Source organism: Brevundimonas sp. SL161, from assembly GCF_049896985.1.
Taxonomy (GTDB): Bacteria; Pseudomonadota; Alphaproteobacteria; order Caulobacterales; family Caulobacteraceae; genus Brevundimonas.
On sequence record NZ_JAFCVJ010000004.1, the window covers coordinates 1 to 12403 of the forward strand.

Annotated in this window: 13 protein-coding genes; 5 read left to right on the forward strand and 8 right to left on the reverse strand. The window is 65.9% G+C overall.

The annotated features are described in order from the left end of the window. The 4 genes from ACP7AU_RS04740 to ACP7AU_RS04755 form a co-directional block, all read right to left on the reverse strand. Nucleotides 1-809: PQQ-dependent sugar dehydrogenase (locus tag ACP7AU_RS04740; protein WP_426050668.1), on the reverse strand; the 809-nt coding region annotated here is incomplete at its 3' end. Continuing rightward, nucleotides 806-1240: a DUF2231 domain-containing protein gene (locus tag ACP7AU_RS04745; protein ID WP_426050669.1), complete on the reverse strand. Its 435-nt coding sequence runs from the start codon at nucleotides 1238-1240 to the stop codon at nucleotides 806-808. The genes ACP7AU_RS04740 and ACP7AU_RS04745, both read right to left, overlap by 4 nt. Before the next feature lie 258 nt (nucleotides 1241-1498). Beyond that, complete coding sequence (locus tag ACP7AU_RS04750) at nucleotides 1499-2809, reverse strand: DUF2254 domain-containing protein (protein WP_426050670.1); 1311 nt, start codon at nucleotides 2807-2809, stop codon at nucleotides 1499-1501. Then, a complete protein-coding gene (locus tag ACP7AU_RS04755) occupies nucleotides 2806-3351 on the reverse strand; it encodes an aspartyl protease family protein (RefSeq protein ID WP_426050671.1) in 546 nt (181 codons plus the stop codon). The genes ACP7AU_RS04750 and ACP7AU_RS04755 overlap by 4 nt, the downstream gene beginning before the upstream one ends. A 217-nt stretch (nucleotides 3352-3568) precedes the next feature. On the opposite strand from ACP7AU_RS04755, the gene ACP7AU_RS04760 reads away from it, so the two are divergent. Then, complete coding sequence (locus ACP7AU_RS04760; RefSeq protein ID WP_426050672.1) at nucleotides 3569-5458, forward strand: BCCT family transporter; 1890 nt, start codon at nucleotides 3569-3571, stop codon at nucleotides 5456-5458. A gap of 73 nt (nucleotides 5459-5531) precedes the next feature. Continuing rightward, the gene (locus tag ACP7AU_RS04765; protein WP_426050673.1) at nucleotides 5532-5912 is read left to right on the forward strand and encodes a DUF1622 domain-containing protein; all 381 of its coding nucleotides are present in this window, start codon (nucleotides 5532-5534) and stop codon (nucleotides 5910-5912) included. A 74-nt stretch (nucleotides 5913-5986) separates the two neighbouring features. Here the strand turns inward: ACP7AU_RS04765 and ACP7AU_RS04770 are convergent, their stop codons facing one another. From ACP7AU_RS04770 to ACP7AU_RS04780, 3 genes are read right to left on the reverse strand one after another with little or no spacing between them, the layout of a single operon-like run. Beyond that, a complete protein-coding gene (locus tag ACP7AU_RS04770) occupies nucleotides 5987-7021 on the reverse strand; it encodes a mechanosensitive ion channel family protein (protein ID WP_426050674.1) in 1035 nt (344 codons plus the stop codon). Nucleotides 7022-7058: 37 nt separating this feature from the next. Next, nucleotides 7059-7550: a response regulator gene (locus tag ACP7AU_RS04775; RefSeq protein ID WP_426050675.1), complete on the reverse strand. Its 492-nt coding sequence runs from the start codon at nucleotides 7548-7550 to the stop codon at nucleotides 7059-7061. Next, nucleotides 7529-8254, reverse strand: a complete 726-nt coding sequence (locus tag ACP7AU_RS04780; protein ID WP_426050676.1) for a hypothetical protein — start codon at nucleotides 8252-8254, stop codon at nucleotides 7529-7531. The genes ACP7AU_RS04775 and ACP7AU_RS04780 overlap by 22 nt, the downstream gene beginning before the upstream one ends. 64 nt (nucleotides 8255-8318) lie before the next feature. Here ACP7AU_RS04780 and ACP7AU_RS04785 point away from each other — a divergent pair, with 64 nt between their 5' ends. Beyond that, nucleotides 8319-8804 carry a MarR family winged helix-turn-helix transcriptional regulator gene (locus ACP7AU_RS04785; protein ID WP_426050677.1) on the forward strand — a complete coding sequence of 162 codons (486 nt, stop codon included), beginning with the start codon at nucleotides 8319-8321 and terminating at the stop codon, nucleotides 8802-8804. A gap of 225 nt (nucleotides 8805-9029) precedes the next feature. After that, nucleotides 9030-9800, forward strand: a complete 771-nt coding sequence (locus tag ACP7AU_RS04790) for an alpha/beta hydrolase family protein (protein ID WP_426050678.1) — start codon at nucleotides 9030-9032, stop codon at nucleotides 9798-9800. 340 nt (nucleotides 9801-10140) lie between these two features. Here the strand turns inward: ACP7AU_RS04790 and ACP7AU_RS04795 are convergent, their stop codons facing one another. Next, nucleotides 10141-11781, reverse strand: coding sequence for a M28 family peptidase (locus ACP7AU_RS04795; protein WP_426050679.1), 1641 nt, complete (start codon nucleotides 11779-11781; stop codon nucleotides 10141-10143). Between the two features lie 151 nt (nucleotides 11782-11932). Here ACP7AU_RS04795 and ACP7AU_RS04800 point away from each other — a divergent pair, with 151 nt between their 5' ends. Then, complete coding sequence (locus ACP7AU_RS04800; RefSeq protein ID WP_426050680.1) at nucleotides 11933-12394, forward strand: DUF4126 domain-containing protein; 462 nt, start codon at nucleotides 11933-11935, stop codon at nucleotides 12392-12394. The last annotated feature ends 9 nt before the right edge of the window (nucleotides 12395-12403 follow it).

Below are 12403 nucleotides of genomic sequence, written 5' to 3' on the forward strand. Positions count from 1 at the left end.
ACCACAGCCCACAGGGCACCGGTGGCTGGCTCGATGGCCAGATCGGTGGGATTGCGGATGCCGCGCGCAACGGTCCGGTGGGCCCCGGTCTGGCGATCGATGGCCCAGACAACTGCGCGGTCTTCCTCGACCGCCATCCCGCGTTCGCCGGCATTGCTGTTCGAACCGATGCCGACATAGAGGGTCTGGCCGTCGGCGCTGGCCGTAAGGGACTTGGTCCAGTGATGATTGATGGCCGACGGGAGCTTGGTCAGCTCTTGCGGCGCGGCGGTAATCCGGGTCTGTCCCTCCTGATACGAAAAGCTAACCAGCGCGTCCTGATTGGCGACGTAGAGGGTCCCGTCTACGAAGGCGAGGCCGTAGGGCGCGTTCAGATTGTCGATAAAGACCGTCCTCAACTCCGCGCGGCCGTCGCCGTCCGCGTCACGCAGCAGCGAGATGCGATTGCCGCTCTCGACATCGGTATTGCCCGTCTTCTTGATGACGCCCGCGATCACGTCCTTGGGACGCAGTGGCGGCGCGTTGCCGCCGCGCCCTTCGGCTACGAGAATGTCGCCGTTCGGCAATATGATCATCTGACGGGGAATCTGCAGGTCGGTGGCCATCGCCGTGATGACGAAGCCGTCGGGAACGGTCGGGACCTGGTCGCCCCAGCCGGTAGGCTGGGAGATCTTCATGGCCGGAATCAGGGTCTCTCGCAGGGGCGGGATGTCCGGATGAGCCCCCGTCTCCTGCAGGTCCGGATCGCTTCGGCTGCAGGCCGACAGGGCCATCAGGAGGGCGGTGGCGCTGACCATGAACCGGGTCATCGGGCAACCTCCCGGCTGAAAACGTGGGTATGGGCGACGATGGCGGCGGCCAGGACGAGGAGGGTGCTGAAGATCGACAGCGTCAGGCCAAGACCACCGACCGAGCTCCAGGCGTCACGGCTGTGTTGAAACGCATTGATCAGACCGACCAGGAACAGCACCGCCAGCAGCCCGACGTAGATCGCGCTGCGCAGTTTCTCACCCGTGCGAAACCTGAGCACCAGGGAGACCAGGGCCCAGGCCAGCACAAGCCCGTTGAACACCAGAGCCGCGGCGATCAGCCAGGCGGAGAAGTTCGTCCACTGCATCTCCTCGGTCCTAAGATAGGTGATGTCGGTCACCAAGGCGCCGGGGAACAGCGCCACCGGGAAGGCGAGCAAGATCGCGTGCAAAGGATTGGGACCCGCGCCTGAAGCCGGTGTGAAACGCATCGATTTCTCCTAGTTCCGCCCGCGGCGCTGCAAACCGAACCCCCGGCTGGGCGAATGGTTCACCGGGTCGGATGTCTGCTCCGGGGTCATGTTGGGGCTCTGTGGTCCGCGGCGCGGGCGGGAGTCCCTTTCACATCGCGACGAGCGGACTTTCGGCACGGCCCAAAAGAGTCAGCAACGGCCGTCGGCGCTACGGTCTTAGAAGAGCCAGAACCCGACATTGTCTGTCCGCCGGAAAGGTGAAATTCAGACCGGCTGCTAAAGTTTGCCTCGCAGCCTTTCTGACGAAAGCGCGGCGATCGCCAGACAGGCGGAGCAGGCCGCCGAGAGCCGCTGTTTGTCCACCTCATTGACGAATCGGGCCTGCCCCTCGGCGTCGGCGATCCGGGCGTGCCGACGCAGTGCGTCCAGCCGCTCCGGAACGGTTTCCACCCCGGCCACCTCGGTCAACACCGTGACCATATGGATCAGGACCGAAGGCGATCCGCCCGCGCTCTCGCGGATCATCTCGAACATGACGTTAGTCAGGTCAGAGTAGGCGAGCGGGGGAAACCGGACACGGACCACGCCATCCCTGTCGCGCGCGCCGTCGTCGAGAGAACGGCGCGACAGACTGGTCAGCGTCGCCCCCAGGCGATTCAGGACGCTGATGGCGGTACGGGGATCGTTGATCCCTGGCGACAGGGCCCTCACCGCTACCTCCACCAGCTGGCCGATCGGAAAGGTCAGGTCCTTCGGGGATCCACCCTGGCGGCTAAGCGCGATGCAGTTGCGGATCGCCTCCTCGGCGCCCTCGACGCATCTGGAAACGCGGGCGATCGGCGTATGCGGGAAGACGAACTCGCCGGGTCTTTTCAGAAAGCGGATGACGCAGTCGTTCTCTTCGGCCCAATCGACGAGCGACTCCGTTTCGATCTGCTGCAGGTAGCCATCATCCGGCATGGAGATCTCTTCGCCCTGCTCCCAGTCGATCGCGTCCGGCCGAGCGGGCGGGTCCTGATCCAAGGTCAATCGCGCCATGCCCTTCAGGACGTCGTCGTGGACCAGGTCGATGACGGTGTCGACGTTGATGCGGCTGGCGACATGATGGATGAAATAGATCAGCAGGGCGATGCATGCGCCGGCTAGTACCAGACCGATGGTCACGCCCAGCGCTGGAACGAAGGCGGAGTCCTCCCCGCCCCGCACCGAACGCAGGACGATCAGGGCATAGCCAAAGGTGCCGAGGAAGACGCCCAAGGTCACCTGATTGCCCCGGTCGCGCATGAAGTTCCGCAGCAGGCGCGGCCCCATCTGGCTGGAGGCCAGGGTCAGGGCTGCGATGGTGATGGAGAACAGGGTGCCCGCCACGCTGATCGTCGAGGAAGCGATCGCGCCGAGCAACGTCCGCGCACCGGTATCCCCGCCGGCATAGATCCACTCATCGGGAAACCAGGACGGCAAGGCTTCCGCCGCCTGAATATCAACGGCCAGGACAGCAAGGCCGCACAGGAACAGAACGATGACGGCCGGCAGGGTCCAGAAGGCGTCGGTCAGTTCCAGAACGATCTTGCGAAGATGCGCCTTCATGTATCGCTCTGGCCTCTCGGATGAATGGACACCTGCCCTGAGGCAGAGCCTAGGCGATCACACCGGCTCACGGCGGGGGCCGAGACCGGACTAGGCGAACCGCGGTCGAACGGAGTGGTTCCCCCTCGCAGGTGCATCAGTTGCCGATGAGAGCCGCCGGAGGGATAATCAGGCCATTGCGGACCGGAAGTTCCCGCGGGCAGGGCGCGACCGGCAAGCAAGCCGCCACCGTCGCCGGACGAGAGCCCGAAGCGCTCGGCCTGTGAGGCTGTGATGACCGACAGGTTTGCGCCGGTGTCCAGCACGAACTGGCCGCTCCGACCGTTGATCGTCGCCTCGATCAGATGGTGCCCCGGATCAACCTCTCGCACCGGAACCGCCGAGAAGCCCAGCAGGCAGAGCGCGTGATCCACCGTCCCTGACTCACCCGGTCGATACTCAGGAGCGGGTCCTGCGCCCGATCCTGCGCCTTGGTCGCAGGCCGCGAGGAGGAGGAGAGCCGCAAGCCCCAGCCCCCTGGAAACGCCGGAGGGCCTGCTCACGGATGTCGCGCCGGCGACGACGAGCGCCTTACGCTCAAGCCGGTATTGCGGACAGTCATCGTGCCTCCTGCCGTCGGTGTGCTTGGGTATGGGGATCGAACCGGTTGGCGCCGCCCCGGTTCCCGAGGCTGCCGATCGAACACGGGCCGACAAGGCCGTTTCACCCCTCGCAACCTTGAGCCAATAGCCACGCTATGCATCCATGCTAAAAGCCAAGATGAACCCACGCGTGTTCTGGGGGGCGAGCCTGATCGTCGGCCTGCTGCTGGCCGTCGCCGTGGCCGCACCGGGCGAGTCCGACCGTCTGTTCCAGGCTGCCCAAGCCTGGGTTATCGGCACCTTCGGCTGGTTCTACATCCTTTCCGTAGCGGGATTCCTGCTGGTCGTTCTGGCTCTGGCGTTTGGGCCGACCGGGGCGTTGAAGCTCGGCCCGGACGACTCGGAGCCCGACTTTCCCTATGTGTCGTGGCTGGCCATGCTGTTCGCCGCCGGGATGGGCATCGGCCTGATGTATTTCGCGGTCGCCGAGCCGATCCAGCACTATGCAACCCCGCCCGAGGCCCCGCCCGGAACCTTCGACGCGGCCCGGGAGGCGATGGTCATCACCTTCACCCACTGGGGCGTGCACGCCTGGGCCATCTACGCCCTGGTTGGGCTGAGCCTGGCCTATTTCGCCCACCGCAAGGGCCTGCCGCTGACGCTGCGATCCGGCCTGGCCCCCTTGCTGGGAAAACGGATCGACGGTCCGATCGGCGACGCGGTCGACATCTTCGCCATCTGCGGCACCCTTTTCGGGATCGCCACCTCGCTGGGGCTGGGGGTTTCGCAGATCAACAGCGGCCTGAGCTATCTGACAGGCCTGCCCAATACGCCATGGATGCAGGTCGGACTGATCGCCCTGGTGATGGCGGCCGCGACCGCCTCGGTGCTAACCGGGCTGGACAAGGGCGTGCGCCGGCTGTCGGAGCTGAACCTCGTCCTCGCGGTGCTGCTGATGCTGTTCGTGCTGGCCGTGGGACCCACGGGGTTCCTGCTGAAGGCGCTGGTGCAGAATTTCGGCCTGTATCTGGACCACTTCTTCGTCCGCACCTTCAATCTCTACGCCTATGAGCCGCGCGGCTGGATGGCGAATTGGACGCTGTTCTACTGGGCCTGGTGGATCGCCTGGTCGCCGTTCGTCGGCATGTTCATCGCCCGGATCTCGCGCGGCCGCACCGTTCGGGAGTTCGTGATCGGCGTGCTGCTGGTGCCCACCGGCTTCACCTTCCTGTGGATGACAATTTTCGGCAACACCGCCATCAGCCTGGACATGGGCGCAGCGGCGGGCGCGATCTCGCAGGCCGTGACAGCGGACCTGTCGACGGCCATCTTCCAGTTCCTCGAAGAACTCCCGGGCACCGCGATCACCTCGACCCTGGTCGTCCTGCTGGTGGCGGTATTCTTCGTCACCTCGGCCGATTCAGGATCCCTGGTGATCGACACCATCGCGTCCGGCGGCGCTGATGACACGCCGCGCTGGCAGCGGGTCTACTGGTGCTCGCTGGAGGGCCTGGCCGCGGCCGTGTTGCTGCTCGCGGGCGGGCTCGGCGCCTTGCAGGCCGCGACCCTGGTGGCGGCCCTGCCCTTCGCGGTCATCATGATCCTGCTGGCCGCCGGACTGATCCGACAGATGAACGCGGACCTGACCGGCCGGGTGGTCGAAACCGAGGGCGCGCCCCTCGCCGCGCAGCTGAAGCGGATCCTGTCGCCGGCGAGCCGCCACGACATCGACCGTCAGATCGACCAGATAGGCGCGCCCGCGCTGGAGACCGTACGGGAAGGCCTGGCGGCGGAAGGACTGACGGCGACTGTCACCCGCGACGCGGGCGGGCTGTCCCTGACTGCCGCCACGGGAGGAGCACCCGCGTTCCATTACCGCTTGTGTCCGCGCGAGCGCCCGCGTCCGGTCGTCACCTCACGGGATGCGCCGGAACGGCGGCGGGCAACGGAATGGCGGCTTTCAGCCCACTCCGACGGCGTCACACGCCCGCGCGACCTGACCGGGTTCACGGCTCAGCAGATTGTCGCCGACGTGCTCGCACATCTGCAGTCCTGGCGGACAGGCTGATGCCGACGGCCCTCGATCTCGCTGCCCCCGGAGTTCTGCGATCGCCCGGAGCCGACCGGGAAGGAGCCGCGCCGTGTTGAACGGCGCTCACGCCTTCATTCAGCCATTCGCTCTCATCCTTGAACTGCTCGGCGCCGGCGTCATCGTCGGTTCCGTCGGGCTTGCGACTCTTCTTTTTGTGATCAGAGGCGCCCGAGATCGGGACTGGCGAGAGGCCTACAAGACCTATCGCGCGAACCTCGGGCGCGGGATTCTGCTCGGACTGGAGTTCCTGGTCGGCGCCGACATCATCAGCACGATCACGGCCCCGCTGACGCTGGAGACCGTCGGCCTCCTCGGTCTCGTCATCCTGATCCGCACCTTCCTGAGTTTCTCGCTCGAGACGGAGATCGAGGGGTGCTGGCCCTGGCGTCGTTCTGAGCGGCGAGACGAGAAGCGGGCGTCGGGACGTTAGCCTGCGCCATGGCAGGCTAACCAGCCGACCGCGATCGATGGGAGGGTTCCGGCCGCGGCCAGCAGACCCCCCATCTAGGGATCGACGCCTTCAATCAGATCAGAAGTGGGTTTCAGCAGGTCCCGGGCTGCGTCGTTGACGGTCGGTCCCGGCACAGGCTCCGGTCGCGACGCTCGGCGCGTGGTCTCGATATTCTTCGAGAGACCCAGAGCTCCCAGAGCATCATCACCCTCGCGACCCAGGATGCTGCGAATCCTCAAATCCGTCTGCGGGAAGGGGATTTCGATGCCCGCGGCGTCCAAAGCGTCCGCGATGGCCCAGGTATAGGCTGCGTGCATGGCGGCGGGCCGCTTGACCGCCTCCTGCGTCGGCCAGACAAGTAGCTCGAAGTTCAGGCTGCTGTCGCCGAACCCGACCAGCCAGACCTGGCTGGTGCGCACATCGGTCTCGGGCAGGGTGAACGGCGAGGCTCTCGCTGCGGCCAGCACGGCATCGCGGACCTCACCGCGATCCGCCCCATAGGCGACGGAGAATGGAATGTGGATCCTGCGGGTATCCCCCTTGAGGGTCCAGTTGGTGACCGGACCTTCGATGAGATGGGAGTTCGGAATGATGACGTTGACGTTGTCGTTCGTGCGAATCCGCGTCGCGCGCGGTCCGATCTCGGCGATGGCGCCGCGCGTTCCGCCTTCCAGTTCCACGTAGTCGCCCACTGAGACCATCCGATCGAAGATCAGGAAGATGCCCGAGACGAACTCCTTGACCACGCCCTGAAGGCCCAGGCCCACGCCGATGCCGATGGCCCCCGCGAAGACCGCGAGCGATGACAGATTGAGGCCCGCCGTGGACAGCCCGACCACGGCGCCGATGATGATCACCCCGTAGCCGGTCAGTTTTTCCAGCAGATAGAGAAGCTGGGCGCTGCGTTGCGCCCGCGACCGGACCCGTCGAATGCCCCGCGTCAGAAGCCACGAAACAACGATGGCTATCGTGAGGATGACGGCGCCGGAGGCCAGTCCGCCTACCGTGATCACGCTGCCGCCGATGTTGACGATCCTGGCGTCGTCCAGACCGCCGATGTCCGGAATCATCTCGGCACCCATGATCATGTAGCGGCTCCTGTCCGCTCCGGTTCCGCGCCGTCCATCATTCCGGTGACGCAGCCGGGGTTGCCGAAGGGCCAGCCAACGTCTGGATCGCCTCCCGGAGGGCCTTCGCACCGAAAGGCTTGAGCATCACGGCATCGGCCAGGCCGCCGAGGGCCGAGAGCGCCGTGACATCCCCCGACATGAGGATCGTCGGCACGCCCCACCGGGCCTTGAGGGAGCGCGCGAGATCGATGCCATTCGCGTCGCTCGACAGATTGATGTCGACGAGAGCGACATCGACGTCATGCAGCGCTGCGGAAACTTCAGCGGCGTCCGCGCTTTCGAATGGGCCCACCAAGCAATGGCCCGCCTCGGAGAGGATGGACATGATTCCGGCCGCCACATCCGGATCGTCCTCGACCACCATGATGGTTTGCATGTCCCCTGCATAAGCGGTCTCCGACGCCTGCTGCGGCACGAGCATCGTCCGCAGATCCAACCAGACGTCCGCTGGCTCCCGGTTGGTTGTCAGATCGAAGATCCGCGCCAAGGCCGCGAGTTCGGCCTTTTTGTCAGCGAAGAGATGGTGTGTCGGGTCGCGCAGGCCGTTCCGTCCGCATCGATCACGCGGATCGTCGCCGGCGGGAACTTCTTCACGCCCTTTAGGATGGTGTGCGGCGGCGGCACCACGGCATGGAACGTCATATAATGGTGCAGGCCGACTGGATCGATGGTCTTGTCCACGTCACCCGCCGCCAACAGGGCCGGCAGGGTCGAGGCGAAACGCAAGCGCTTGCCCTGCTCGGCCAGATACAGCGGCTTGATGCCGAACCGGTCGCGCGCGATCACGGTGCGGCCCGTGTCCCGCTCATGCAGGACGAAGGCGAACATGCCCTTGAAACGCTCGACGCAGGCCTCGCCCCAGGCCTTCCAGGCCTTGATGATCACCTCGGTGTCGCCGTCCGAGAAGAAGCGGAACCCCATGCCCTGCAGCTCTGCACGCAGTTCGGGATAGTTATAGATGCAGCCGTTGAACGCCAGGGTCACGCCCAGGTCGGCGTCCACCATCGGCTGCTGCGCCTTCTCGGACAGGTCGATGATCATCAGGCGCCGGTGCCCCAGCCCAACCGGGCCGCGCATCACGATGCCGGATCCGTCCGGTCCCCGAGGCGAGAGCGCATCGGTCATGCGTTGGACGGCGCCCGCGTCAGCCGGTCGCCCGTCGAAATTGATCTCGCCGCTCAGACCGCACATGGGTCCTCCTTGAAATGTGGAAGCAGCGTGTACAAATGGTTAGCGTACGAAAGAGTTCAACCCGATGACCGATATTTCTCCCGAACCGATGCCGGATCCGACCGCGTCCCTGGTGCGATCAGTCCGAAGGATCGCGCAGGCGATCGATGTGCGATCCCGCGAGATCGCGCGGCTGACAGGCCTGACCCTGCCCCAGCTGGTGGTGCTTCAATCGATCCGCGCCCAAGGTGAAGTCAGTACCAGTGCGATCTCTCGTGACGTCTCGATGTCACCGCCGACGGTGGTCGCAGTGCTGGATCGTTTGGAAGCGCACGGCATGGTCATCCGCTATCGTTCAACCACGGATCGCCGGATCGTACATGCCCGGTTGACGGATCAGGGACGCGAAGCCCTGACCACCGCGCCAGGCCTGCTACGCAGCGAAGCACTGCACCGCTGGTCAACATTGCCGCTGGACCAGAAGCAGGCTCTCGCGGACGCTATGGAGTTGCTGTCGGCGCTAATGACGGCCGACGCGCCCAACAGCAATCTGTCGACTGCTCAGGCATGAGCGAGCGGTAGCAAGGGCTCTGGTCGCCTGAGGACACCTCGATCGTTGGACTGACATCGCCGGGGTTGCTTGAGGCCCGCGCGCTTTTTCGCCTCACACGGGCCGCTCATGCCCGTCTGCAATCGCGTCACCGCCGTGATCATCCGCACCAGTCTAAAGCGCCTCACGGCCTGGGGGACAAGGGCGAACGCTTCCACCTAGTCCAACCCTGGTATAGCTCAGCCCATGGCTTCCACCGACTTCAACTTCATCAACGCAGCCGGCCGCAAGTTGTCCGGCGTTTTAGAGAGCGGCCAAGATCAGGTGCGCGCTTGGGCGGTGTTTGCCCACTGTTTCACCTGCGACAAGACCTCGCTGGCGGCGACGCATCTTAGCCGTGCGCTGGCCGAGCGGGGCATCGGGACACTCCGCTTTGACCTTACCGGCCTCGGCGAGAGCGAGGGCGCGTTCGGCAAGGGGCTTTCCGGCGACATCCAGGACGTGGTCTGCGCCGCGCAGGCCATGGCCAGAATGGACATGGCGCCTCAGTTGCTGGTCGGCCATAGTTTCGGCGGGGCCGCGGTGCTGGCCGCGGCGGGCGAACTGGAAATGATAAAGGCTGTAGCCGTTATCGGTGCGCCGTTTGATGCTGAACATTTGCTGACGCACATTGGCCCGACGCTTGAGGCCGCCCCGGAAGGAGATACGGTCCTGGTCGAGATCGGCGGGCGGACCTTTGAACTCGGCGCAGACTTCGTGCGCGATATCTGCGGCCAGAACCAGAAGGCCAGAATTGAAGACCTGGGCCGAGCCCTGTTGGTGCTTCACTCACCGACTGATGATGTCGTCTCGATCGACAATGCGGCGGGTATCTTTCTCACCGCGCGTCACCCAAAAAGTTTTGTCTCGCTGGACCGCGCCAACCATTTGCTGACCGACAAGGCCGATTCTCACTATGCGGCGTCGGTGATCGCCGTCTGGGCCGATCGCTATCTTGACCTGCCCCAGATTCGTTGAGGCGCCTGCGACACCGACGTCGCCAATCAGCGTGTCGCGAGCCTAACGGGTCCACTTGCATCGAGCCCTGCGTTGCAGTTTTCGTGGTGTCTGCTGAAAGGGGCCCCGCTTCCCAGATACTTCCCAGAAACGGCACGAAACGTCGAACAAAGCGGGAAAATCGCCGACGCCAAACTCCGTGATTACAACGATTTAGCGCAGAACGCTCTTCGTTCACACCGAGGGGGTCGCAGGTTCAATCCCTGCAGCATCCACCATTTTTCTGGCGAGCAGCCGCGACACCAACTCTGCCCCGGGGTTTCGGTTCGAGGCGAGAGCCCCCCTCCTCCACCCGTTTCTCTCATTCCTCTCGTGACGCCGCGCTGGCCTGACGCACGGCCTCGAACTCGTTGCCGGGCGTCCAGGCGGGCCAGTCCGAGCCCTCGGCCAGATCACGGCCGACCCGGTAAAGCAGTTGTACGTCCCGGGCCGCCCCCTCCATGGACCAGTCGGCGGCCCATTCGTCGGTCGGCTGATGATAGCGGTCGCGGACATAGGCGCGGCTGGCGTCCGAGGCGCCGGTGAAGCCGGCGGCGGCGAACAGGGCCGGGACGCCCATCTTCGCCAGCGGGAAATGGTCCGAGCGATAGAAGGCGCCGACCTGGGGGGCCGGATCGGGGATCAGGGACCGCCCCTCCTCCGACGCCAGATCGGCGAGCCGGTTCTGGGCGTCGGTCTTGCCGAAGCCGATGACCACGATCTCGGACGACGCCGGGCCGGGCAGCAAACTGTCCATATTGATGTTGACCACCGTGGTCTCCAGCGGAACCAGCGGATGCGCCGCATAGTAGTAGGCGCCCAGCAGCCCGGCCTCCTCCGCCGCCCAGGAGACAAACAGGACCGAGCGGTCGGTGCGCGGCGCCTCGGCATAGAGACGCGCCAGTTCCAGCACCGCCGCCACCCCCGTCGCGTTATCCACGGCGCCGTTATAGATGTCGTCGCCGGCCGCATTGGCGACCGCGCGGCCGTAGGCGTCCCAGTGGGCCCCGTACATGACGGTCTCGTCCGGACGGCTGGTCCCCGGCAGGCGGGCGGCGACGTTGCGGGTCGTCAGGCGGCTGAAGGTCTGGCCGAAATCGAGCGACATCGTCACCCCGTCCAGCGCCACGGGCCGGAAGTCCGACGACTGGGCCGCGGTCTTCAGGGTCGCATAGTCGAGGCCCGCCGCCGTCATCAACCGCGCCGCCTGTGCCTGCTGGATCCAGCCCTGGGCCTGAACCCGCTCGCGCTCCGGATCGGCGCGGACGATGTCCAGGCCGGGGGCGGTGGAGGAGTTCTGCAAAGTGTTCCACGGATAGCCGGCGCCCGCCGTCTCATGGATCACGAAGACCGCCGCCGCGCCGCGTCGGGCCGCCTCCTCGAATTTGTAGACCCAGCGGCCGTACCAGGTCATGCCCTGGCCGTCGAAACGGTTCGCCGTGGGGCTGTCAGGCGCGACCTCGAAGTCCGGGTCGTTGACCAGCATCAGCACGACCTTGCCGCGGACATCGAAACCCTTGAAGTCATCCCAGCCGCGCTCCGGCGCATCGACGCCGTAGCCGACGAAGACCACCGGCGCTTCGGTGATGGTGATGTGGTCTTGGGGCCGGTGGCTGTTGGCGATGATGTCGGTCCCGCGCTGGAGCGTGATCGTCTCGCCGCCGGCCCTGGCCGTGATCACCGCCGGTCCGTCCTGGACGAAGCGGTTGATCGGCACGGTCTGGAACCAGGTCCCGTCGTCGCCGGCGGGTTCGAGGCCCAGGGCCCGGAACTGTCCCGCGATCCAGGTGACCGACTTCTCCTCGCCCGGCGTGGTCGGGGCGCGCCCTTCGAATTCATCCCCGGCGAGCACGGCGACGGCCGCGTTCAGCCGCTCCGGATCGACCCGGCCTTCCTGGGCGACGGCGGCCGAGGCGGAAACGACACAGGCGGCGAGGACTGCGAGGCGGAGGCGTGCGGACATGGGGCGCTCATTCAACAACTGGACCTTGACCCTGATCCTCCGGGTCGCCGCTGTCGAGCGATACGGCGACCGAACAACATTCAGCATGAGCCTCGCGCTGGCGCGCCGATGAGGGCAAGGTCCAGACCCAAGCTCGATCGGGAAGGCGACCATGACGCTGTATCTTCTTGCTCTCGCCATCGGCGTCGTCGCCGGTCTACGCGCCATGACCGCGCCCGCCGCCATCGCCTGGGCCGCCTGGCTGGGCATCGTGCCGCTGGTCGGGACCCCACTGGCTTTCCTTGGTCATATCGCGGCGCCGATCATCCTGACTCTCGCGGCGATCGCGGAGTTGATCACCGACCAGTTGCCGAAGACGCCGAGCCGCAAGCTCCCGGTCCAGTTCATCGCCCGCATCCTGATGGGCGGCCTGGGCGGGGCCGCCATCGGCATCGCGGGGGGATCGCTGGTCGGGGGTCTGGTCGCGGGCGTCCTCGGCGCCGTGACCGGGACCTATGGCGGGGCCGAGGCCCGGGCTCGGCTGGCCACGGCGTTCGACCGCGATCTGCCCGCCGCCCTGATCGAGGACGTCGTCGCGGTCAGCGGGGCTGTGCTGATCATCGCTCTGATCTGATACAGGGTC